Origin of the sequence: Bacillus sp. FJAT-42315 (genome assembly GCF_002797375.1) — a bacterium.
Taxonomy (GTDB): Bacteria; Bacillota; Bacilli; order Bacillales; family Domibacillaceae; genus Bacillus_CE.
The window spans coordinates 1,274,867-1,298,787 of record NZ_KZ454941.1 but is presented as its reverse complement, the minus strand read 5'-3'; the positions used below and the strand labels follow the sequence as shown (position 1 = coordinate 1,298,787).

Here is a 23,921-nt window from a genome sequence, read left to right as displayed (position 1 = left end):
GCTTTTTTTAAAAAACGGCTTTCTACTTCAATGTCTTATTTAATCTGACTAAGTCCAGACATAACTTCTTCACTCAATGGCTTTGCTTCATCTGTTTTTCCATTAGAAACAGCTTCAAACCATTTTTCTGCTGCTGTATGAAGTTTAGCTGACTGTTCTTCACCTAATTGTTTCTTTAATTGAAGGTTGATCATATTCATGAACATATTGCCTTCTAACGCTTCAATTTTCGCATCTAGTGCTTTGTTCGCAGCTAACGCTTCCGGTACTTTTTCATGATAATTTGTTACTTTGCCAATGATCGCCGTATTAAACAGACTGTTTACTTCTGCTGCTTTAATTGTTTTTGGATCCGTATCAAGCGAGAACAATTCATTTAGTTTGTTCGCAGCTTCTTCATTTCCACCAGATAACGATTCTTTAATTGCTTGCAGGAATCCGTATCCTTCTGCTTGCATAATCTTTAACTCGTCTTCTTTTCCTTCAGCCACAGCTGCTTCGATTTTTTCCGCATATCCATTTGCTGCTAAGTAGTACACTTTATACACCGATTTATCTGTCAATTGCACATACACTTGGAAATCATCTGCATTTCCAGCCGTTAACGCTTCCTCTTGTACTTTCAAGCCATTGCGAATATTTTCAGCAATGCTATCTTTTCCTGTAAGCTCATAATATGAATCGCGTTTTTCAGCTGTTGGAATAAATACGTTTTCAGCTAATTGCTTCATTTCATCAAACATCGCTTTCGCTTCATCAGCTTTATTTTCCGTTAAAGCAGCACTCGCATCTTTTTGTAGACGTTTTTGCTTTTGATAGAAATAAGACTGTGTTAATTTATCCACTAGTTGCATAGAAACAATCGGCTCAAGCTCACCTGTTTTACCCGCTTCAATCGCCGCTTCAATTCCTTGCGCGTATTCTCCATTTATTTCATTAATTGCAGCTTGCAACTGCTCTGTGTAAGCTTTTTCCACATTGGTCCAATCTACTTCGCCGCCTTCTTTTAACTTATCTTTTTCAGCGGAAAATACTTGGTGTGCCTCCATTTGTGCCTTTACAGCTCCTGTTGTTTCAACTGGCGCTTGTTCTTGATCTTTCGCTTCCTCAGCAGGTTTCGTTTCTTCTTGTTTTTTCTCTTCTTTCGGTGCTTCTTCTGTGGATCCACAACCAGCTAGAACTGTCCCCGCTACTAAAAATGAAGCAAATACCGCTTGTAACTCTCTCTTTTTCATCCTTATTCCTCCATGTTCATCCCATCAATTAATTGATAACGTCTTTCAATATAAGCACATTATAGAGAGAATGATTCTCATAGTCAATATAAAAAAGCAATTTATCGTTGGATAAATTGCTTAAAAGCTTCGACATGTTCTCTTGGATATCGTTTTGGCTTTTGTACAAGCCATAAGTCTCTTACTAAATCTAGTTCTTCGATCGTCACTTCACAAAGGCGACCTTCGTTCAACTCTTTCGCTACCGTTAAGCGCGATAAAATACTGACACCTAGCCCCGCTTCCACCGCTCCTTTAATCGCCTGAGTACTGCCAATTTCCATTTGACTAGTGATTTTAGCCAACATCCCGATTGATTGGAGGGCATGCTCAACAATCAGCCTTGTACCAGATAGAGCTTCTCGCCAAATCATTGGTTCGTCTGCTAGCTCGCCTACCGAAATTCGTTTTTTTGCTCCCCACGGATGATCCGGCGCACAAATAAGCACGAGCAGATCGTCCGCAAATTTTTCAACTAAAAATCCGTCTTGCTCAACGAGGCCTTCCACTAAAGCTAAGTCGATTTTATCATCAGCCAAAGCCTCTAAAACGCTTGGTGTATTCGCCACATGTAATGAAAACTGGACGTCAGACATTTGCTTTTTGAACGTACCAAGCAAGCCTGGAAGCAAATATTCACCAATAGTGTATGAAGCACCCACATGAATAAAGGCTTGATTTCCCTTGATTACTTGCTTGACCGCCTCTTTCGACCGATTAAAGTCCTCGACAATCGCTTTAGCAAACGGGTATAGCTTCTCGCCCGCAGCCGTAAGCTTCAATCCGCCTTCTGTGCGATCAAACAATAAAGCGGCATATTCATCCTCTAGCTGGCGCATTTGTTTTGTCACTGCTGGTTGAGAAATATAACTAAGCTTCGCTGCTCGAGTCATATTTCCTTCTTTCACTACAAGACAAAACAATCGTAGGCTTTCAATATTCACCTAATCCCTCCGATCATTAAGAGAAAAAGAGCATCTGTGCCCCTACAACCATAAGCAAAAGGGCTAACATCCGTAAAATGATAGCGCCAGACACTTTGCTCGATAAGCGCACACCAATTTGCGCACCAATGATGACTCCCACTCCTCCCCAAAGTAAAGCTGTCCAATCAATATTACCATAAACCATTTGCAACACTGCACCTACTGCTGAATATAAACAAAGGGAAAAAATCGAAGTTGCTGCTGCTTCATGTGGGGAATAATGAAAGAGATAAATAAGAATCGGTACGAGCAGAAAACCGCCGCCAATCCCTAAAAAAGAGGAAACAATCCCAAGGAAAAAACCTAAAATAATGATTGTCAGCGGATTGTTTTTCATAAAGAAACCTCCTCATTTTGACTAGCATGGCCTTTTCTCGTCTCACGAATATTTTGATAAAGAAGAAATCCTCCTAATACCATTAACGTACTTCCAAACACATCGTTAAATATGTCAGGTGATACGCTAGACGTAAATTTAGCTCCGATAAAAATACCTGGTAACGCTCCTGCCGCTAAAATGAAGCCAAATCGATAGTGAATATGCCCTTGTTTTTTATAACCAATCACCCCTGATATGGCATTTAAACAGACTACCGCTAAACCTGTCCCCGCAGCGGTGGCCGGCGACAAGTGGAACAAAAGCAACAACGCCGGGACAAAAATGAAACCTCCTCCTGCTCCGATCATTACACCATAAGCACCTGACACTATACCGATGAATAACAATCCCATTCCCATCACTTCTACTCCTCTCTTCACTTCACTTCGTTACTTTAACGATAACACGATTTTCCAATAAAAAAATTTTCATATAAGAATACCGTATAACTAGAAGTTATTAAGGGTGTTCAGAAAAAAACGCCCTCTGTCTATGACAGAAGGCGTTTATGTACGTGATTAAGCATGTTTATTAATTAATTCAGCTAATGCTTCTTTCGGTTGGAAACCAATCACTTTATCAACCGGTTGACCATCTTTGAAAAGAATAAGAGTTGGGATGCTCATTACACCAAACTTTCCAGCTGTTTCTTGGTTGTCATCTACATCGATTTTGACAACTTTTGCTTTGCCGTTTAATTCAGCATCTAGCTCTTCAAGTACTGGAGCGATCATTTTACAAGGTCCGCACCAAGGAGCCCAAAAGTCCACGAGTACAAGACCGCTTTCTGTTTCAGTTGAGAATGATTGATCAGTTGCATTTACAATTGCCATTAAAATTACCTCCTAAAATAACGATATACTACCGATAGTATATCACCGATTATCATACGATGCGACTTTTTTGCTTCAAAACTACTTTGCCCAGCGAATTTGATTATATACATAAAAAGCTACTAGCCTATATTAGACTAGCAGCTTTCTGATCATATTAAGACATAGCGACTTTTAATTTTTTAAATTCTTCTGTTAACATTGGTACGACATCGAAAAGGTCTCCAACGATACCATAGTCCGCTACGCTAAAGATACTTGCTTCTGGATCTTTATTGATTGCTACAATTACCTTTGAGTTAGACATTCCGGCTAAATGCTGGATCGCTCCAGAGATTCCACAAGCGATGTACAAGTCAGGTGTAACGACTTTACCTGTTTGACCAATCTGTAAAGAATAATCGCAGTAATCCGCATCACACGCACCACGAGAAGCACCAACTGCTCCACCAAGTACGTCAGCGAGCTCTTTTAATGGCTCAAAGCCCTCTTCGCTTTTCACGCCGCGTCCGCCAGCAATGATTACTTTCGCTTCTGATAAATCGACACCTTCGCTCGTTTTACGAACGACTTCTTGAATAATCGTACGAATATCTTTAATCGTTGCTGAAACCGATGATACATCACCTGAACGAGACTCATCTTTTTCAAGCGGTGTAATATTATTTGGACGAACTGTCGCAAGTACGATTCCTTCGCTCACTGCTTTCTTTTCAAATGCTTTTCCGGAATAAATCGGGCGTGTAAAGACAACTTCTCCGCCTTCTTCTTCCACAGCTGTCGTATCAGAAATCAAGCCTGCTTCTAGCTTCGCCGCGATTTTCGGTGATAAATCTTTCCCTAATGCTGTATGACCAAAGACGATTCCCTCTGGACTTTCTTGATCCACAACAGCTAACAACGCTTGTGAAAAACCGTCAGATGTGTATTGAGCTAGCTTTTCATCCTCTACTGTTACAACGCGGTCCGCACCGTAATGAATCATTTGCTCAGCGTATGAGCTTACAGAATCACCAAGCAATACCCCAACAACTTCTCCGCCTTCTGCTACTTTCTTTCCAGCTGCAATCGCTTCAAAAGATACATTTCTTAACGCTCCGTCACGAACTTCACCTAATACTAATACTTTTTTCCCCATGTTTGTCCCCTCCTGTCAGTTAAATTACTTTCGCTTCTTTATGCAATGCGTTCACAAGTTCCGCTACTTGATCGCTTAAATCGCCTTCTAGTACACGCCCTGCTTCTTTTGTCGGTGGTAAGAAAATATCGATTGTTTTTGTTTTTGCTTCGACATCGTCTTCCTCCAGATCTAAATCATCAAGTTCTAATTCTTCTAAAGGTTTTTTCTTCGCTTTCATAATCCCTGGTAAAGATGGGTAGCGTGGTTCGTTTAATCCTTGTTGTGCCGTCACTAATAATGGCAGCGTTGTTTGGATTTTTTCAGAATCCCCTTCGACATCACGAACGATATTGACTGTTTCACCGTCAATTTCAATGTTTGTAATCGTTGTTACGTAAGGGATGTCTAATAGTTCCGCTACACGAGGACCCACTTGACCACTACCGCCGTCGATCGCTACGTTACCAGCGATGATTAAATCTGCTTCTTTATCTTTTAAATACTCAGCCAAAATTTTCGCTGTCGTAAATTGGTCTCCATCTTCCACATCGTCCTCGATATTAATAAGGACCGCTTTATCAGCCCCCATCGCAAGCGCTGTACGAAGTTGCTTCTCACTTTCTTCTGACCCGACAGAAACGACCGTTACTTCGCCGCCTTTATCGTCGCGGATTTGAATTGCTTCTTCAACGGCATACTCATCGTATGGGTTGATGATAAATTCCGCTCCGTCTTCTTGAATGGCACCGTTAGCCACGGAAATTTTTTCTTCTGTATCAAATGTTCTCTTTAACAATACGTAGATGTTCATATTTTCCCCTCCTGCATTCTTAACTTTCTATCGTTTTGAAAGATTGTGAAAATTTTTCACAAAAAAATTATTTACCTGTAAATTCAGGCTGGCGTTTTTCGATAAATGCTTGAATACCTTCTTTCGCATCTTCAGAAACGAACACCACCCCAAAGGAATCAGCTTCCTTTTGCACGCCTTTATAGTATTCAGCGTGTTTTGAATAGTTTAGTAGCTCAATAGCCGCTTTGATACTAACCGGGCTTTTTTGAGCAATTTTCGCTGCCATTTCTCTTGCTTTTGGTAATAGATCTTCCTCGTCATAAGCGTGGTTGGCAAGGCCCCATTGAACCGCTTCTTTTCCTGAAATCGGTTCACTTGTCAACAACATTTCTGCCGCTTTCGCCATGCCTACATATCGTGGTAGACGTTGCGATCCAGCAAATCCTGGTACAAGACCAAGGGCTAATTCAGGTAACCCAAGCTTCGCCTTTTCCGTTACTAGTCGGATATGACAGCTCATTGCTAGCTCTAAGCCACCGCCAAGTGCCGCCCCATGAATCGCGGCAATCACCGGTTTGGAAAAGGTTTCAATTCTTTCGAATACACGTTGCCCTCTTGCAGCGAGCTGGGCAAATTCTTCTCCTGTCTCGATGGAGGTAAACTCCTTAATATCGGCTCCAGCTGAGAAAAATCTACCTTCTCCCTTCATAAGAAGAACACGAATCTCTTGATCATTCTCCAACTCATCCAACACATGATCGATTTCCTCAATCAATGCACCAGATAAAGCATTAGCCGGTGGACGTTGAATCGTAATCTCAGCCACTCGACCTTCTTTTTGCAAAGATATGTACTCCATTTTCTCACCATCCCTTTATTCGATTCGTTAACGGGCAGAAAATCCATTCAACAACATGTCTCCCACTTCTCTTGCAAGTGCTTTGAGATCATATTTTTGATCATTCACCACCCAAGTGGTAACGGTTTCATCCATCGTGCCGAAAATCATTTGCCGAGCGAGTAAAATATTTAGCGACTCCCTAAACTCACCCGTTTGTACGCCTTCTTTTAAAATGTCATCCATTAACAACAAATAGTCTTTAATGACGGCATTAATTTGCAAGCGCAACTCCTTGATCGACTGTCGAACTTCGAGTTGAGTGACGACGGCTAAATGAGGATCTTCCGACAACATTTTAAAATGGTTTTCTACCAACACTAATAACTTCTCCGCCGCTGTCGATTTTCCTGCTACAGCTTCTTTAATTTTTACGACAAAATCCCCCATTTTTTCACGGAACAGAGAAATTAATATATCATCTTTATTTTTAAAGTATAAATAAATGGTTCCATCCGCTACGCCTGCCTGTTTCGCAATTTTAGACACTTGCGCTTGATGATAACCGTTTTCTGCAATGACAACGACCGCTGCATCAATGATTTGATGGTATTTTGGTTTGTTTTTTTTCACAAGCTGCCCCTCCTAACCGCCAAATGAATGACTATTCATTCATGATTCTATATTATCTTTTTTTTCTGACATAGTCAAGAGGGTCGCTTGCTTACATTAACTTGTTTTTTCTAGTTTCTTTTTTTCTTCGTCTATGAGGGCACGGCGCAAAATTTTTCCGACAGCTGTTTTTGGCAGTTCTTTTCGAAATTCGTAAATTTTCGGCACTTTATAAGGAGCAAGATGATCGCGAGCAAAAGCCTTCATCTCTTCTTCTGTTACTTCGTATCCTTCTTTTAGCACAATATACGCTTTCACCGTTTCGCCACGATATGGATCTGGTACGCCCGCAACAACGGTTTCTTGAATCGCTTCATGCTCGTACAACACTTCTTCCACTTCACGCGGGTAAATATTATATCCGCCGGCAATAATCATATCCTTCTTGCGATCCACGATATAAAAATAGCCTTTCTCATCCATATATCCAATATCCCCCGTTAAAAACCAACCATCTTTAAATGCCATTTCCGTGTCTTCTGGACGATTCCAATAACCTTTCATAATTTGCGGCCCTTTTACTACAATTTCACCCACCTCACGAGGAGGTAAAAATTCTCCCGTTTGCATCGAAAGGATGGCAGCATCTGTATCTGGCCAAGGAACACCTATACTTCCTTTGATCCGCTCGCCGTCCCAAAGGAAATTAGCATGAACGACAGGAGACGTTTCGGACAATCCATATCCTTCGACCAATTTACCACCTGTAATTTTTTCAAATTTCTGCTGTACCTCAACTGGTAACGGAGCCGAGCCGCTCAAACATCCATGGATGGAGGAGAGATTATATTTCGGCAAATCTGGATCATTCAAGAGCGCAATATAAATCGTTGGCGCCCCTGGAAAAAGGGTCGGTTTTTGTTTATCAATCGTTTTCAGCGTCATTTTCGGATCAAATTTAGGCAGCAGCACCATTTTATAGCCTTGCATAATCGATAAGATCATCACCGTTGTCATACCATATACGTGAAAGAAAGGGAGCACGCCAAGGATGACTTCTTCGCCATGCTTGCATTTGTACAACCAAGCATCGCACATCGTTGTATTGGAGATTAAGTTTTTATGAGTGAGCATGACTCCTTTTGGAAATCCTGTCGTCCCACCTGTATATTGAAGCAAAGCAATATCTTCTTCAAAATCGAGCGAAATCTCTATTTCTTCTGCTTTCTCATGGGCCATGATTTTTTTAAATTCATGGTTGATTCCCCATTCTTCGATGTGAACGACGAGACCAGTTTGTTTCTTCTGAATGTAAGGGTAAATGATGTTTTTCGGAAAAGGCAAGTAATCTTTGACAGCGGTTACAATTAAATGTTCAAGATTGGTATTTGCCCATACGCTGCGGACGCGTGGATAGAGAATATCAAGGGTGATGATTACTTTCGAGCCGGAGTCCTTCATTTGGTATTCGATTTCTCTTTCTGTATACAACGGATTCGTTTGAACAACAATTCCCCCGGCATACAATACACCGAAATAGCTAATTACGGCTTGTGGACCATTTGGCAACATAATTGCTACTCGGTCTCCTTTTTCTACGCCTAGCTTTTGTAAATAGCGAGCTAGTTTTAAAGCCGATTCATACACTTCTGTAAATGTCAGCTCTTTCCCTAAAAAATGAATCGCTATTTTATTAGGATAATTTTTCGCAGCCTTTGTTAAGTACTGCTGAACAGGTTGCTCCTTGTACGTCAAAGTTGCTGGTATTTCCTTTGGATATTGCGAAAGCCACCTCTTGTCTGTCATCTCTATCCCTCCCTATTAATTTAGAATATTAAAAATATTCTATTTAATTATAATGTACTTTGATCATCGATGCCAATTATTCTTTTTTTACATTTTATCCTAAAAACTACAAAAGCTCGACTTTTCCCCCCTCATTCAACGAGTCGGATAAGCCAAGCTTTTGTACCATTCATTTCTTGTTATTAAGCTGTTTTTCTTCCTCTGCGCATGACATTTTTTCGATCACGTCTCACCGCTTTATAGATGGAAGGAATGACAATAAGGGTTAATAGAGTGGATGTCGTCAGTCCACCAATGACGGTAATTGCTAGCCCTTTTGAAATCAGTGCTGCTGATACGGATTCTGTGTCGCTAGATAACGCAAGTGGGATAAGCGCACAAATCGTGGCAACAGCGGTCATCACAATCGGACGAAGACGGACTTTTCCTGCTTCTACTAAAGCTTCTGTCACATCCATGCCGTTCTTACGATTCGTTTCGACACGATCGAGTAAAACGACCGCATTAGTCACTACGACACCAATTAACATGAGTAACCCGATCATGGAACTTAATGACAACGGCTGGCCTGTTAATAACAACAAACCAAATGAGCCGATCGGAACAAAGAGAATGGATGTTAAAATCACAATCGGTGTGACGATCCCTTGGAACGTCGCACATAACACGATAAACACTAAGCCGATGGCCATCAGCATCGCTGTGATCATTTTAGAAAACTCTTGATTGATTTCCTCGTTTGCTCCCCCTGTTTTTAATGTCACACCATCTTCAAAAGAGAGCTCTTTCATTTCTTTTTCAATCTTTTGAGTGACTTCTAAAACATTTTGGCCTTTGACAGTCGCTGTTACTTTAGCAAGCGCTTGACCGTCTTCATGTTTAATCTCTACCGGTGTTTTTACTTCTTTCAGCTCGGCTACGTCTTTTAACGCTTTTTCACCGTTCATCGTTACCACTTTTAAGTTTAACAAGTCCTCTTTACTAGCTACTTTTTTGTCATACTCAAGTGTGAGACGATACGTTTCATCCTTTAATTCATAGTCCATTAATTGGACCGGAACTAAACGTTCTTGAATGGCAGCCATCAGCTGAGTTCCATCGACGTTGGCTTTACGCCCTTCATCGTTGATTTCCACTTCCCATTTTGTACGGGCGCCAGTCATTTCATTTTTAATGTTCTTCAACTGATCATTTTCTTTTAAGCGGTCTTCTACTAGTTTAGAAGCTTTCTCTAGTGCAGCAAAATTATCGCCATACAATTCTACATTGACTACGTTACCCGCTGGTCCAGACCCCATCGTAGCTGAATAGTCTTCCACCGTTATTTCGGCGGTTGTCACTTCATTTTCTAAATCTTTCTTCAATGGTTTAAGTAATGCATCAGCCTTATAACCTTCTTTTAACTTTACAATAAAAATAGCCTGATTTTCAGTACTTTGCATCGACATTGGATCAATAGATTGCCCCACTTGGACACTACTGTAATCCACTTCTTTACGACTTTCTAAATAGCTCTCTACCTTTTCAGAAGCTGTGTTTGTGTCATCAATTTCCGATGAGGCTGGGAGCTTCATGCCAACTTTTAAAGATGTTCCGCTTTCAGATGGCATTAAAGAAAAGCCCATCATTGGGACAAGTGCAAAGGAACCGACTAATAGTAATAGTGAAGCAATGATCACGAGCCATTTTCGTCTCAAAGCACCACGCAACGTTTTTTCATAGAAACGAATCGTTTTACCTTCTTCTTCTTTCTTTGGCTTCACCTTTAAAAATATGCTTGAAAGCATCGGAATTAACATGATCGCAACAAAGAATGAAGCGAGAATAGAGAAAACAACGGCTAAAGAAAACGGACGGAATTGTTCACCTGTAAAGCCTGTAACGAACACAATCGGTAAAAAGACGATACAAGTGACAAGCGTAGACGAAGCAATCGCCTTCATCACTTCTTGTGTAGCTTTACGAGCGATTTCTTTTTTCGGAAGTTGCCCCCCTTGCTCTTTCAGCCAGCGGTCAATATTTTCAATGACAACGATACTATCGTCGACGATGCGTCCGATCGCTACCGCTAAACCACCTAGAGTCATGACGTTCAAGCTGTAACCCATTTTTTCAAAAATAAAGATCGTCACAAAGATTGAAACCGGCAAGGAAATGATTGAAATAATCGTTGCTCGGAAACTTCTTAAAAATAGGGCAATAACGATGACTGTAAATAATGCACCAAATAATCCTTCTTTAACGAGTTTAGAAATAGATGTCTCAATTTCGTTTCCGAAATTCATAATGGAAAACACTTCGTAGTTTTCTTGTTTTTGGTATTGGTTAAGCAGTTTGTCAACAGCCTTCGTTATTTCGACGGTATTTCCACCCTTTTCTTTCGTTACATTGATCACAAAAGCCTTGTCACCATTATAACGAGATAGATCTCCGCCTTCTTTCTTCATCTCGATTTCAGCGATCTCTCCAAGTTCCACAGGTGCTGCTGGTGTTCCGAGTGTAGCAAGAGGAGTGATTTTCGTCTTCTTCAGCTCTTCCACCGTACGAATTTGTCGGTTTAAGCTGATAGGAATCGTGTTGCCCTCACTCTCAATCGCTCCTATTGATACATCTTTATTTCTCATATCTAACGCTTCTCTTATAGCTTGTAGCGTTAAACCATTGTCTCGCGCTTTCTTCTCATCCACTTGAATGAACCATTGATTTTCCGATTCACCGCTCACATCAATGCTGGCGATTCCTTCCGTCTTCTTCATTTCGGGAATCAATGTATCGTTGAGAAATATTTGCAACTCATCCGGCTGATCAGATGTTAAAGCAAATTGCATAATCGTGTTCATCATACTGTCTGTCGTTAAAATATTATGCTCTGTATATTCCGGTAGCGATAGTCCATTAATAATTGATTCTAGCTTAGCAGATGATTTATCCAAGTCGGTACCATATGGATATTCGATTTGGAAGGTAATCATTTGACTGGATGTGGTACTTATCACGCTTTTTGCATCGGCATTGGCGTTCAACTGTTCTTCAAACGGCTTCGTGATCCGCTCTTCATTTACTTCCGCCGATGTACCATTTTGGGTCGTCACTTGAACAAATAAAGCTGGGTAAGTGACATCCGGCATAATTTCTTTCGAGATCGTACTCGAGGAAAATATTCCTCCCCCTAAAATTAATAAACATAGTAAAAAAACAGCAATTCCATTTTTTAGACTCCATTTTGTCAACCTAATCATTTGACATGGGCCTCCTCTTCATTTATTGAGCTCACTGTAAAGATAACAGACGAATATGAACTCAATATGAACAATTATTGGAATTATGTAAAATTTTACCCCCTCGTTATCTTTTTTGTTTGAGCGGCAAGCTAACGACGAAGCAACTTCCCTTACCGACCTCACTGTATACATGAACCTCCCCTTGATGCATCGCCACAATCCGCTGCACAATAGATAAGCCAATGCCATTGCTCGCCTTTTCTGTTCTAGACGTATCTGCTCGATAAAACCGCTCAAAAATATGCCGTTGGTCTTCATCGGCTATTCCAGGTCCCGTGTCCTCTATCCCAACTTGCACCCGCTCCCCTTTTCGTCGCAACCATATTCGAATCGTTCCGCCTTGATGATTATATTTAATACTATTTTGCAATAAATTCATCCACACTTGATAAAGCAGATCACGGTCTGCTTCAATTGTTGCTTTTGGCAATTTAATCTCAAGCTCCAACGCTTTTTCCAACCATTGAGGCTCCATTTTCAAAACTAAGCCACGTATTTGTTCATCTAGAGCATAGGAAACCGGATGAAAAGGATGTTGATCAGATTCTAACGAGGCAAGGCTAAGTAGATTGTTGCATAATCTTGATAATCGTTCGCTTTCCTGTTCAATCACTTCACTGAATTCAATTCGATCAATTTCTGATAATCCATCTCGCTTCAATGCTTTAGAAAATCCTCGAATAGAGGTAAGCGGCGTTTGAATTTCATGGGAAACGTCAGAAATAAAGTTGCGGCGCATTTCTTCAAGACGGCTTAAATCTTTCGCCATGGAGTCTATGCTTCTAGCGAGCGTTCCGATTTCATCTTTTCGCTTCGAGTGCAGCTGCACATCAAATTGTCCTTTAGCAAGCTTCTTCGTGGCATTCGTCATTTTCGTCAGCGGCTGAACAATGTAGCGGGAAACAACTAAAATTAACAGTGCTCCAAGAAAAATAGCAACGAACAAGCCAATGTTTAATATTCGATAAAAATCGGTCGTCATTCCTTTATCATCAATATAGACAAATACCGCATATCGCTCTCCTTCAATATCGAAAGGAAGCCCCATCGTCATATAGCCAAAAATATTTTTTTCGCTTTTATACGTCTTCCCCTCTTGAACAGATTGAACCAGATCATTGGAAATCTTTTCTTGATTCCCTTCTTCACTACCAAACACTTGAACATTCCCTGCTTCATCATATAATTGAATGCGTAAATACAGCGATTCTAGCAGTTGACTATATTCCCGCTTTAATAACTGCTTATCAGGAGCCATTTTGTAAATCTGTATAAAGCTTTCTCCTTGCTCTAGCAGCATTTTATCTTGCTCTTTACTATATTTTTCATCCATAAAAAAATTTACTGTGACGACTCCCGCCACCAGGCTAATAATAAAAATTAAAATATAAATAAGCGTAATTCTCGTATATAGTGTTTTCATGACACCACTTCTAAACGGTATCCGAGTCCACGAACTGTTACAATTTTAAAATGTTCATCCATTTGCCTCGTTCGCTCACGAATTCGCTTGATGTGAACGTCAACAGTTCGCTCATCTCCTTCATAATCCATCCCCCAAATTTGCTCGATTAGTTGAGCGCGAGTGAAAATTTTTCCTGGGTAGCTAGCTAAACGAAATAATAACTCAAACTCCTTTTGTGGGAGCACAATCGATTGATCGTTCATTGAAACGCTCAACGCTAATTTATCGAGTAATACACTCCCAAGCTGAAGATGATGAGACCAGCTAATCCGATATCTTCTTAATAAAGCTTTCACTCGCATCACAAGCTCCATCGGATCAAACGGTTTCACGATATAATCATCCGCTCCATTTTGAAAGCCATTTAATTTATCGATTCGTTCTCCTTTGGCAGTGACCATTAAAATCGGTAACTGCGAAAAAGTACGCACTTCCTTACAAACCTCGATCCCATCTATTTTCGGCATCATAATATCTAACACGAGTAATTCCGGCTGAAGCTCAAATAGTTTATGAAGCGCTTCTTGCCCATCGTAAGCTTGAATGACTTCAAACCCTTCAGGCTCTAAGTAAATTTTCAACAACCGTTGAATATTAGGATCATCCTCGGCCACTAAAATCTGCACCATGAGTCTATTCCTCCTACTGTTTTCTTCCATCATACCGCAACAATATGAACTATACATGAACAAATTTCCAATGTTGGAAATGAAAAAACCGCTGTCTTACCATATAGATGATAAGACAGCGGATTCCATTTCCACTCTTCATTTAGTTGACACATAACTTTTCTGCTTTTTCATTAATCGTACAAGCCAGCTAGTAGCAGCAATCATCAATAGGCTAGACGTATATATCGCACTCGGAACAGTCATCATATCGGTTAACACTCCACCAAGCAGAGGACCAATAATCATCGCGAACGCAAACAGCATATTAAAAAAAGCATACGCCGTTCCGTATTCATCCCCATCGCCGCCATTGTCATCGACTACCTCTCCTAATGCCGAAAGAGTCGGAGAAAGAGTAAAGCCAGCTGCTCCTCCAATAGCAATACCAGCAAATACAAGTGCCCACATCGAGGTGCTGATCACAAGAAACGGCAACGATAATGCCATCAAAAATAGACCGATTATCATAATTTTATAGGAATTATATTTGCTAGAGAGCGAACCTGAAATTGGTGAGCATACACTATAGGCAATCGTCATCACACCAAATAACAAGCCAATCGCTTGAGCATCCATGCTCAAATTGTTAGCGGCATATATCGGTAATACAGGCTCTAGCATCGTGATCATTCCTTCACCAATCAAAATGACAGCCGTAATCCATCTCACTTCTCTCACTTTCAACAAGGAAAGAATGCTACTTTGTGATTGAGATGGCGTACGCTTTGGTTCTTTTAGTAAAAATAAAGTCACAAGAAAAATGATCAAATTACACACAATCGTTACAATGAAAGGCAATTGGTAACCACCTAGATTAAACAGCCAACCTCCAACAGGCGCGCCGAGCAATGTCCCCGCCGATACAGCTGATAAAGCAAAACCCATAATTGGTCCTCTGCTTTTCCCCGGAAATAAATCAGCCAGCAAGGCAAAACCAGCCGTCCACGAGGCACCAGCCGCCACACCTTGAATAAAACGAGCAATGATTAACACCCACATATGCTCTGCAACAATAAATAACAGCGTGGAAATAATGAGTGCAAAAATTCCTACTAGCATCGGGATTTTTCGACCAATCTTATCCGATAGTCGCCCTAAAAAAGGGGTGGCGATTAATAATCCGACCGCATATGTACTAAATAAGACTCCCATCATCGTCGAAGTCGGTTGATACGTTTTATCAATATAAGGGGTGATCGGCACAAGCAAGCTATACATGATCATATCGGTAAAAAGTACGGCAATTACAACGAAAAGCCCTGTCTTTTGCAGGTTTGTCCATTCTTTTTTCATTTGAGCCCTCTCCCATTTATCTAGCGATTCATGAAAAAAACTCCCTGTGCATAAGGAAGTTTTTTAATTAAATTAAGCAAGAAAAAATAAATAAATAATGCCGATGGCGAAAAAGCCGCCGCCCACCACGAGTAACACTTTTGCTAAAGTTTCCATCGCTTCACTGCTCCTTTATCATAATAAAGCTGCGCCAATGACATAGGATAGACCGATAGAGATGACCATAGAGATAAACCCAACTGCCCGATTGTCTTTTTCAATCTCCTCATCAATTTTAAAGTGCGGGGTTAAAAACTCAAATATAAAGTAACCGATAAGCAGAAGTGAGAAACCACATACACCCCATCCTACCATCGCAAGCAAAGAATCATTATGCAAAATGGAATGGCGAAAAATATTCGCAATCCCGAATATTTTTCCGCCTGTGGCCATCGCTACAGCCATATTTCCTTTTTTAATTTCTTCCCAATTACGATACTTTGTCACAAGCTCAAACACAGCTAAAAATAAAATTACACAGACAATAACGACACTGATATATCCGGCAAGCTGAACGAAATTATTTTCCCAGAATCGGTTCATCCTCGTAATGTCCCTCCATTATGCATTACTTGAGCTCAACAACGGTTACGCCGCTACCGCCCTCTCCTGCTTCACCAAAACGAGTACGCTTCACAGAGCGGTGATTCTTCAAATATTCTTGTACGCCTTTTCTTAAAGCGCCGGTCCCTTTCCCGTGAATAATGGACACGCGAGAATAGCCTGCAAGCAAAGCATCATCAATATACTTCTCTACCTTTAACAAAGCATCCTCATAACGTTCTCCTCGAAGATCCAGTTCAAGGCTCACATGAAAATCCTTTCCGCGAAGAGTCGCCATCGGCTTCGGCTCGGCTTTTTTCTCAGATTTGATCCATTCTAAGTCCGATTCCTCCACCTTCATTTTCATAATGCCCATTTGGACGTGCCATTCCTTGTCCCCACTCTTTTCAATGAGATGACCTTTTTGACCGAAACTTAATACTTTCACTTCATCTCCTGGTTTGAACGTGCGCTCTGTAGACACCGATTTTTTCTTCTTCGGCTTCGCGGTCTCTGGAATCGCTTCTTCAAGACGGCGCTTCGCTTCAATTAATTCATGCTCTTTAATGCCCGCGCGCTGTTCTAGCTGCATTTTGCGTAAATCTTTCATCACGGCTTCCGCTTCCGCTTTTGCTTGTTCGATGATCGTCGCCGCTTTTTCACGCGCTTTTTCTGCTAATTCTTCTTCATGCGCATAGAAATCTTGCATTTGCTTTTGCATATCTTGATGAAGTTTTTCTGCCGTCTTTAAATAATCACGTGCTTCCTTCTCTTGTTCTTCTGCCTTCTTGCGGCTTTGTTCGAGTGAAGCAATCATTCGGTCGACTTCATTTGTATCTGCGCCAATTAAACTCCGAGCCTGATCAATAATGTCGAGGTTTAGCCCAAGACGCTTCGAGATTTCAAAAGCATTGCTTCGTCCTGGCACTCCAATTAAGAGTCGATACGTCGGACTTAACGTCTCTACATCAAATTCCACGCTCGCATTAATGACTCCTTCTCGATTATAGCCATAAGCCTTTAATTCAGGATAGTGCGTCGTAGCAATCACTCGCGCCCCACGGTGATGGACTTCATCCAAAATCGAAATCGCTAGAGCCGCTCCCTCTTGTGGGTCCGTTCCTGCTCCTAACTCATCAAACAGAACTAAACTTTCATGATCGACTTCTTGTAAAATGTCGACGATGTTCACCATATGAGATGAAAACGTACTTAAGCTTTGTTCAATGGACTGCTCATCGCCAATATCAGCAAATATAGATTGGAAGACAGCTGTTTCGGAACCATCAAGTGCCGGGATGGGTAGTCCTGCTTGCGCCATTAACGTCGTTAGTCCGACTGTTTTTAACGTCACCGTTTTTCCGCCTGTATTCGGTCCAGTGATAACAATCGTGTTGAATTCTTTTCCAAGCTCAATATCACTCGGTACGGCTTCATCAATCGGCAAGAGCGGATGTCTCGCTTTATGTAAGCGAATGTAGCCATCAGGGTTAACATTCGGCTTCGATCCTTTAATCGTCTTTCCATACTTTGCTTTCGTAAACATAAAGTCTAACTCGCCGAGCAAACCTGTTAAATGATAAAGCTCAGACCCGTGCAGTTCGACTTCTGCCGTCAACTCGGTAAAAATCCGTTCGATTTCTAGCGCTTCTTTCAACTTCAACTCCCGGACTTGATTGTTCATTTCCACAACTGATTCCGGCTCAATAAACAACGTCTGGCCGGAAGAGGACTGATCATGAACAATACCACCGTAATGTCCACGATATTCCTGTTTCACCGGAAGCACGTAGCGATCGTTTCGAATCGTAATAATCGCATCTGACAGCATCGTTTGTGCATTTTTCCCTCGGATTAAGCTTTCTAACTTACTACGAACGCGACTTTCATTCGCTCGCAATTGCTGGCGAATATGTCTTAACGTGTCACTCGCAGAGTCTAATACACCGCCATGCTCATCGACCGTATGTTTAATTCGATGCTCAAGTGGAGTTAATACCGGAATCCTTTCTTCTTTTTCTGAAAGGATCGGCAACTGCTCTCCTTCTTCCATCAATCCAATAATGAAATTTTTCATCATTCGACCTGCATAGATCGTGCTGGCGATTTGGACAAACTCCATTCCATTGAGCATGCCGCCAATTTGTGAGCGTTTCACATGCGGACGGATGTTGTAAATACCGCCAAGAGGCGCATGCCCTTTCATCCGCAAAACTTGAGCGGCTTCATCTGTTTCTTCTTGTAAACGAACGACCTCTTCATAAACAAGTGCCGGCATTAACGCCTCCGCTTGCTCTCTTCCTAACGAGGACGCTGCGTGTTCCGCCAATTGCTGCTTAATTTTGTCAAACTCAAGAGTCGCTAATACTTTTTTATTCACGGAAAAAATTTCCTCCCACTTATCTATTTAAAAAAGCTAAGAAATCGGCTGTACTGTACGTGTTGATGACCGTTTCCGGACGAAGCCAGCCTTTACGGCCAGCCTTCACACCGACCTCCATAAAGTTAAGATGCTCAATCGCATGAGCGTCGGTATTAATCATCACTTTCACACCTGCTTCTTGCGCCTGGCGAAGATGCTCAGCGCATAAATCGAGCCGATGCGGGTTCGCATTCAATTCCAGAGCGGTGTTCGTTTCCTTTGCTAATTGAATAAGCATCTCCATATCGACAGCATAGCCATCTCGACGACCGATAATTCTGCCTGTCGGGTGCGCAATCAGATCGACATGCGGATTACTTAACGCCGTTTTTAAACGGTCCATAATGATGTTGCGTGGCTGAGAGAAGCTAGAATGAATCGACGCGATCACAAAATCAAGCTCGCTTAATAGCTCATCTTCATAATCTAACGTTCCATCTGGCAAAATGTCCATTTCAATACCTGATAAAATTTCAATATCATCATATTTGGCATTTAATCGACGAATTTCTTCGTTTTGCTTTAATAGCCGTTCAATCGATAGCCCGTTGGCGACCTTTAAATAACGAGAATGATCGGTGATCGCCATATATTCGTATCCTTTAGCTCGACACGCTTCAACCATTTCTTCAATCGAATTGGCTCCATCTGACCATGTCGTGTGCATATGAAGATCGCCTTTCATTTGTTTCTCATCTAATAGGCTTCCTTCTTCTATGAATCGTTCCACTTCGGTGCCATCTTCTCGAATTTCAGGCGGAATCCACGGCAAGCCAAAGTGATGGTAGAAATCTTCTTCAGATTGAAATGTTTTTATTTCACCTGTTTCATTATTTTCTACCCCATACTCACTTATCTTCTCCCCGCGCTCTTTCGCTAGCTGACGCATGCGGACATTATGGTCTTTTGAGCCGGTGAAATGATGAAGAGTAGAAGCAAACTCCGCTTCTGTCACAATCCGAAAATCAACAGAAACATCCCATTCTCCATCGAGGACGACGGATACTTTCGTCTCTCCACCGGCAATAATTTCTTTAATATTCGGCAGTTCTAATAGTTGCTCCTTCACAGTCGCCGCTTCTTTTGTCGCGATGATAAAATCTAAATCCTTAATCGTTTCTCGTAAACGACGTAAGCTGCCCGCTCGTGAAAATTTCTCTATCTCCCGCATCGACGAGAGCTCTGCTTCAACCGACTCTGCCACCGTTAACATATAAGAAATCGGCAGTCGCTCTGGTCGCTGTCCAACGTTTTCAATCGCAACTAAAATTTTCTCCTCTGTTTTTGCCCCAAACCCAGCCAGGCCGCGCACACTCTGATTTTCACACGCCGCCTTTAATTCATCGCCATTCGTAATTTCAAGTTCTTTATAGAGCTTGGCAATTTTTTTGCCGCCAAGTCCCGGGAGCTGCAATAATGGAATTAAACCAGCTGGCACCTCTTCTTGAAGCTCTACCAAAACGGTCGATTGACCTGTTTCGCGATATTCTTCAATTACCGCCGCTGTCCCTTTTCCAATTCCGGCAAGCTTTGTTACATCGTCGATTTCGGTTAAGCTTCTTTCATCATTTTCTAAAGCTGCAGCTGCCTTACGAAACGCTGATATTTTAAACGGATTGTCTCCCTTTAACTCCATATATATCGCAATTTTTTCTAACAAACGAATGATGTCTTTTTTATTGATCATAATTGGTCACCATGCTTTCCAAATGACTATCTTCCTTATATACTAGCAGAAAAGCTAGATAAAATAAAAACTTCTCTACTAAAAAGAGAAGTTGTTCACATAGCTCATTGGATCGAATGTTCTTAACGCTTCTGATAAATAAGGCGTGTCATGAAGAATATAAGTAGCAATAGTGGACTGTGCCACCATCTGTTGAATGTCATTTCCTGCAAACAAAGCCCCTACATAAAGTAAAACGAATAAAACAAGGTACACTTCTGCAAATCCGAGAAGTCCTCCACCGATTTTATTGATCTCCTTTATAAGAGGGATTTTCGCCAGCATATTGACGAAAGACGCCAGAATCGATAAAGCGACTTTCACAAGAAAAAATAAGAGGATAAAAGCAATTGTGCCATAATAAAAGGCTTCAAAATCACCCGTAATATATTGGAATATAGGTGTATCCTCAATCGGTGGCATCGGAATCCATTGAAGCATCGGTGCCACTTGTTTACGCATTGAAATCGCCACAATGACAGCAATAATCGAGCCCACCATATGAAACACTTGCAAGATAAAGCCTCGCTTTAACCCTATGGCAATCCCTGCTAATAAAAATATGAATAAAATAATATCAATCATAGAGGTCAATCCTTTAATTTTTTTAGTTCTTCTTTTAATTGTTCCACTTCTTCTTGAAGCTTCAAATATTCATGAACGGTATTAACAGCGGTTAATACAGCGATTTTATTTAAGTCTAGCATTGGATTCTTTACGCTGATCTCACGCATTTTTTCGTCCACCATATTGGCCACTTCACGAATATGGCTTTTCGATTCTGTCCCGACAATAGTATAATGATGTCCGTGTATTTCTACGGTAATCCGAGTTTTTTCTCTATCTTGCAATTTGAATGGCCTCCATTCTAAAGAATCCTAACTGTTATCATACCACGAGTAGTATTGTGTGAAAAGTCGAAACTATAAAGGAGGATCTTCATTGAACCATACTGTATTAAAAGTTACTAATCGTACGCTTGAAGAGATGAAGAAGCATTACGCAAGCGATGCTACTGGAAAATTACCAACAGGTGCTGTATTCGCTGCCAAAACGAGCAATTGTTCGATCACTGGCTATCGCTCGGGCAAAGTATTGTTCCAAGGAAAAGGAGCTGGCACAGAAGCAGCTCGCTGGAGTGGAGAAACAGCAGCTCCTACCAAAAAGAAAAAAACCGTTGCAAGCACCTTGCCAGCCAACTTTCACTCATTGTCCGTAATCGGCAGTGATGAAGTCGGAACAGGTGATTACTTCGGCCCAATGACAGTCGTTGCAGCATTTGTGAAACAAGAACAAATCGCTACGCTCCAAGCGATCGGTGTTCAAGACTCAAAAAACTTAACCGATGCACAAATTATCAATCTAGCGAAGCAAATCGTCAAAATGATTCCGTACAGCTTGCTCATTTTACACAATGAAAAATACAACGAACTGCAAATGCAAGGAATGTCGCAAGGAAAAATTAAAGCATTGCTTCACAATCAAGCATTAATCAAGCTCCACGAAAAAATCTTGCCTGATCGTCCTGAAGCGGTATTAATTGACCAGTTTGCTGAAAAAACAACATATTACCGCTATTTAAAAGAACAGAAACGAATTTTTCAAGAAAACGTCTACTTCAGTACAAAAGGAGAAAGTGTCCATCTCGCTGTTGCCGCCGCCTCGATCATTGCTCGCTACGCGTTTGTCAAAGAAATGGACAAATTGAGCAAGGAAGCAGGCTTCACCATTCCTAAAGGAGCGGGCAGCCAAGTCGATGTTGCCGCCGCCCGCTTAATCCACGAAAAAGGCGAAGATGCCCTCCTTCACTTTACAAAACGGCATTTTGCCAATACGGAAAAAGCAAAGAAACTTGTCAATAGAAGATAATACGGTAATGGCTGGCTCATTAACAGGGTCAGCTTATTTATAGAAGAAGAGGGTGTCCAAAAAAGTCGAAGAAACCGCTCGTAAAGTCAAAGAAGCCTCCAGAAAATCAGTGGAACCTGACTTTCTGGACAGCTCCTCAAATTTATTCCATATTAACAGGCTACGAAAAAAATAATCATTGAATTTCAATTTATATTTTAAATCGCCGTACGAGCGTATTTAACTTCTCTGCAAGGCTTGCCAACGAATCAGCATTTCTGGAAATTTCCTGCATAGAGATAGTGGATTGTTCAGAAGAAGCAGCTGTTTCTTCGACTCCTGCCGCTGTTTCTTCTGAAATGGAAACAATGCTAGTGAGCGCTCCTTCCATCTCTTCTGTTTCTTGGACAATTTCAGACAAGTCGTTTGTGACGGTTTGAATTTTATATACAACATCTTCAATAGAAGACGTAATGGTATCAAACGCTTCACCTGTTTGTTTAATTTGAATCGTTCCTTCGTCTACTAGCTCAAAACTTTTCTCAAGAGAGCCAACAACCAAAGCAGTTTCACTTTGAATCGTTGTCACAATATCGGTAATTTCCGTCACAGAACTTCCCACTTGTTCAGATAACTTTCGAACTTCCCCTGCCACGACTGCAAAGCCTTTACCGTGCTCACCAGCCCTAGCTGCTTCGATCGTTGCATTTAAAGCTAACATATTGGTTTGTTCAGAGATTGCTGAAATCACTTGTACTAATTGAGAAATACCTTTTGTATGTTCATACAGACTTTGGACTTTTGTTACAGCCTCTTTTACATTTTCATCAATGATATTCATTTTCTTCATGGAGTCCATCATTGATTGGTTCCCTTGCTTTGATAAGACTAAAACATTCTCCGACACATCTGATACTTTTATACTATTACCATTCGCGTCTTGAATATTGGTCATCAACTTATTCATGGAGTCCGCTAATTTTGTCGTCGTATAAGCTTGTGACTCTGTAGCTTTAGCTAACTCTTCCATCGTAGAGGCTATTTGCAGACTACCTTCTCCTACCTCTTGTGACGACTGTGTCAATTCCTCACTTTGACTAGCCACTATATCCGATACTTCTTGGATTTCCATCGTCATCGTCCGAATTTGCTTGTTCATTTCATTGATTGAATGAACTAATTCCCCGATTTCATCTTTCGTAGTTGCTTTTAAATCTTCCTGTGTCAAATCGCCACCCGAAACGTCTTTCATTCTAGTCACAACTCGAATAATTGGCTTTGTTAACGAGTTAGCAATGTAAACAGCAATAAATATCCCAAAAATGACGACAGCAGCTACAATCATTTTAACCATAAAAGCCGTCTTATCTCCAGACTGAACCACTCTTTCTCCTTGCAGGTTAATATCTCCTTCTCTTTTCTCAGCCATTTGATTAAACTCTTGCATGATCTCTTTGCCAAGCGGAGCAACCTTGTTATTTAAATTTTTCAGCGCTGCTTCTTTGTTTCCTTGATCATAAGGGGCGAAAACCTCTTCGGCGAGCAAATTTCGCCATTGTATACTTTTCTCTACTAATTCTTTCGCAGTTGCTGAATGATTTATGGCAAGCAGTTCTTCTTGAAGCTGCTTACTTTCTTCTGTGTAACGATCAAATTCATCTCGGAAGCTTTGATCGTCTAAAAGAAGATAACCGCGAGCAGCTGAAATTCGTTGGGATATATTGAACCGTAATTTTTCATCTAACATTAGCAACGGAAGATCTTTTTTGATTATTTCTTTAGAGTCCTTGTTAATAGAAGATAAAGACATAATGTTAAAAACACCCATAATGAGCGTCAATCCGATAATAACGAAAAACGCACTTAAAATCTTAGCCTTCAAACTTTTCATTGTTTTTTCCACCTTTCAACCCACATCTATCGACCAGCCTTAAACCTTTATTCTATCAAATAACCTATAAAGTTGTTAAGATTTTCAAGACGAATGTTTGG

General features: G+C 41.0%; 21 protein-coding genes. 1 reads left to right on the top strand and 20 read right to left on the bottom strand.

Features of this window, described 5'->3' with window-relative positions:
• Positions 1-35: 35 nt before the first annotated feature.
• The 19 genes from CEF22_RS06140 to zapA all read right to left on the bottom strand — a co-directional run bounded on the left by CEF22_RS06140 (position 36) and on the right by zapA (position 20,932).
• Positions 36-1,235 carry a hypothetical protein gene (locus CEF22_RS06140; protein ID WP_100402159.1) on the bottom strand — a complete coding sequence of 400 codons (1,200 nt, stop codon included), beginning with the start codon at positions 1,233-1,235 and terminating at the stop codon, positions 36-38.
• 101 nt (positions 1,236-1,336) lie between these two features.
• The gene (locus tag CEF22_RS06135; RefSeq protein WP_100402158.1) at positions 1,337-2,218 is read right to left on the bottom strand and encodes a LysR family transcriptional regulator; all 882 of its coding nucleotides are present in this window, start codon (positions 2,216-2,218) and stop codon (positions 1,337-1,339) included.
• Positions 2,219-2,234: 16 nt separating this feature from the next.
• Positions 2,235-2,597, bottom strand: coding sequence for a sulfite exporter TauE/SafE family protein (locus CEF22_RS18920; RefSeq protein ID WP_269799372.1), 363 nt, complete (start codon positions 2,595-2,597; stop codon positions 2,235-2,237).
• Positions 2,594-2,998 carry a sulfite exporter TauE/SafE family protein gene (locus CEF22_RS18915; protein ID WP_269799371.1) on the bottom strand — a complete coding sequence of 135 codons (405 nt, stop codon included), beginning with the start codon at positions 2,996-2,998 and terminating at the stop codon, positions 2,594-2,596. The genes CEF22_RS18920 and CEF22_RS18915 overlap by 4 nt, the downstream gene beginning before the upstream one ends.
• A 159-nt stretch (positions 2,999-3,157) precedes the next feature.
• Positions 3,158-3,472, bottom strand: a complete 315-nt coding sequence (trxA, locus tag CEF22_RS06125; protein ID WP_094835377.1) for a thioredoxin — start codon at positions 3,470-3,472, stop codon at positions 3,158-3,160.
• Positions 3,473-3,629: 157 nt separating this feature from the next.
• A complete protein-coding gene (locus tag CEF22_RS06120; RefSeq protein WP_100402157.1) occupies positions 3,630-4,610 on the bottom strand; it encodes an electron transfer flavoprotein subunit alpha/FixB family protein in 981 nt (326 codons plus the stop codon).
• Positions 4,611-4,629: 19 nt separating this feature from the next.
• A complete protein-coding gene (locus CEF22_RS06115; RefSeq protein ID WP_095477568.1) occupies positions 4,630-5,403 on the bottom strand; it encodes an electron transfer flavoprotein subunit beta/FixA family protein in 774 nt (257 codons plus the stop codon).
• A 67-nt stretch (positions 5,404-5,470) separates the two neighbouring features.
• On the bottom strand, positions 5,471-6,244 hold the full coding sequence (locus tag CEF22_RS06110) for an enoyl-CoA hydratase (RefSeq protein WP_095477566.1): 774 nt from the start codon (positions 6,242-6,244) through the stop codon (positions 5,471-5,473).
• 27 nt (positions 6,245-6,271) lie between these two features.
• Positions 6,272-6,856 (bottom strand): TetR/AcrR family transcriptional regulator, encoded by a 585-nt coding sequence (locus tag CEF22_RS06105; RefSeq protein ID WP_095477564.1) that lies wholly within the window; start codon positions 6,854-6,856, stop codon positions 6,272-6,274.
• A gap of 96 nt (positions 6,857-6,952) precedes the next feature.
• The gene (locus CEF22_RS06100) at positions 6,953-8,641 is read right to left on the bottom strand and encodes a long-chain-fatty-acid--CoA ligase (protein ID WP_100402156.1); all 1,689 of its coding nucleotides are present in this window, start codon (positions 8,639-8,641) and stop codon (positions 6,953-6,955) included.
• Positions 8,642-8,823: 182 nt separating this feature from the next.
• Positions 8,824-11,880: an efflux RND transporter permease subunit gene (locus tag CEF22_RS06095; RefSeq protein ID WP_100402155.1), complete on the bottom strand. Its 3,057-nt coding sequence runs from the start codon at positions 11,878-11,880 to the stop codon at positions 8,824-8,826.
• Between the two features lie 106 nt (positions 11,881-11,986).
• Positions 11,987-13,345: a sensor histidine kinase gene (locus CEF22_RS06090; protein WP_100402154.1), complete on the bottom strand. Its 1,359-nt coding sequence runs from the start codon at positions 13,343-13,345 to the stop codon at positions 11,987-11,989.
• The gene (locus tag CEF22_RS06085; RefSeq protein ID WP_095477557.1) at positions 13,342-14,016 is read right to left on the bottom strand and encodes a response regulator transcription factor; all 675 of its coding nucleotides are present in this window, start codon (positions 14,014-14,016) and stop codon (positions 13,342-13,344) included. The genes CEF22_RS06090 and CEF22_RS06085 overlap by 4 nt, the downstream gene beginning before the upstream one ends.
• 138 nt (positions 14,017-14,154) lie before the next feature.
• Positions 14,155-15,351 (bottom strand): MFS transporter, encoded by a 1,197-nt coding sequence (locus tag CEF22_RS06080; RefSeq protein ID WP_100402153.1) that lies wholly within the window; start codon positions 15,349-15,351, stop codon positions 14,155-14,157.
• Between the two features lie 174 nt (positions 15,352-15,525).
• A complete protein-coding gene (locus CEF22_RS06075) occupies positions 15,526-15,933 on the bottom strand; it encodes a DUF350 domain-containing protein (protein ID WP_100402152.1) in 408 nt (135 codons plus the stop codon).
• A gap of 25 nt (positions 15,934-15,958) precedes the next feature.
• On the bottom strand, positions 15,959-18,313 hold the full coding sequence (locus CEF22_RS06070) for an endonuclease MutS2 (RefSeq protein WP_100402151.1): 2,355 nt from the start codon (positions 18,311-18,313) through the stop codon (positions 15,959-15,961).
• Between the two features lie 19 nt (positions 18,314-18,332).
• Positions 18,333-20,042, bottom strand: coding sequence for a DNA polymerase/3'-5' exonuclease PolX (gene polX, locus CEF22_RS06065; protein WP_198508030.1), 1,710 nt, complete (start codon positions 20,040-20,042; stop codon positions 18,333-18,335).
• A gap of 78 nt (positions 20,043-20,120) precedes the next feature.
• Positions 20,121-20,666: a CvpA family protein gene (locus tag CEF22_RS06060; RefSeq protein ID WP_100402149.1), complete on the bottom strand. Its 546-nt coding sequence runs from the start codon at positions 20,664-20,666 to the stop codon at positions 20,121-20,123.
• 5 nt (positions 20,667-20,671) lie between these two features.
• The gene (zapA, locus tag CEF22_RS06055; RefSeq protein WP_095477545.1) at positions 20,672-20,932 is read right to left on the bottom strand and encodes a cell division protein ZapA; all 261 of its coding nucleotides are present in this window, start codon (positions 20,930-20,932) and stop codon (positions 20,672-20,674) included.
• 91 nt (positions 20,933-21,023) lie between these two features.
• On the opposite strand from zapA, the gene rnhC reads away from it, so the two are divergent.
• A complete protein-coding gene (gene rnhC, locus CEF22_RS06050; RefSeq protein WP_100402148.1) occupies positions 21,024-21,950 on the top strand; it encodes a ribonuclease HIII in 927 nt (308 codons plus the stop codon).
• 190 nt (positions 21,951-22,140) lie between these two features.
• Here the strand turns inward: rnhC and CEF22_RS06045 are convergent, their stop codons facing one another.
• Positions 22,141-23,820 (bottom strand): methyl-accepting chemotaxis protein, encoded by a 1,680-nt coding sequence (locus tag CEF22_RS06045; RefSeq protein WP_100402147.1) that lies wholly within the window; start codon positions 23,818-23,820, stop codon positions 22,141-22,143.
• Between the last annotated feature and the right edge of the window lie 101 nt (positions 23,821-23,921).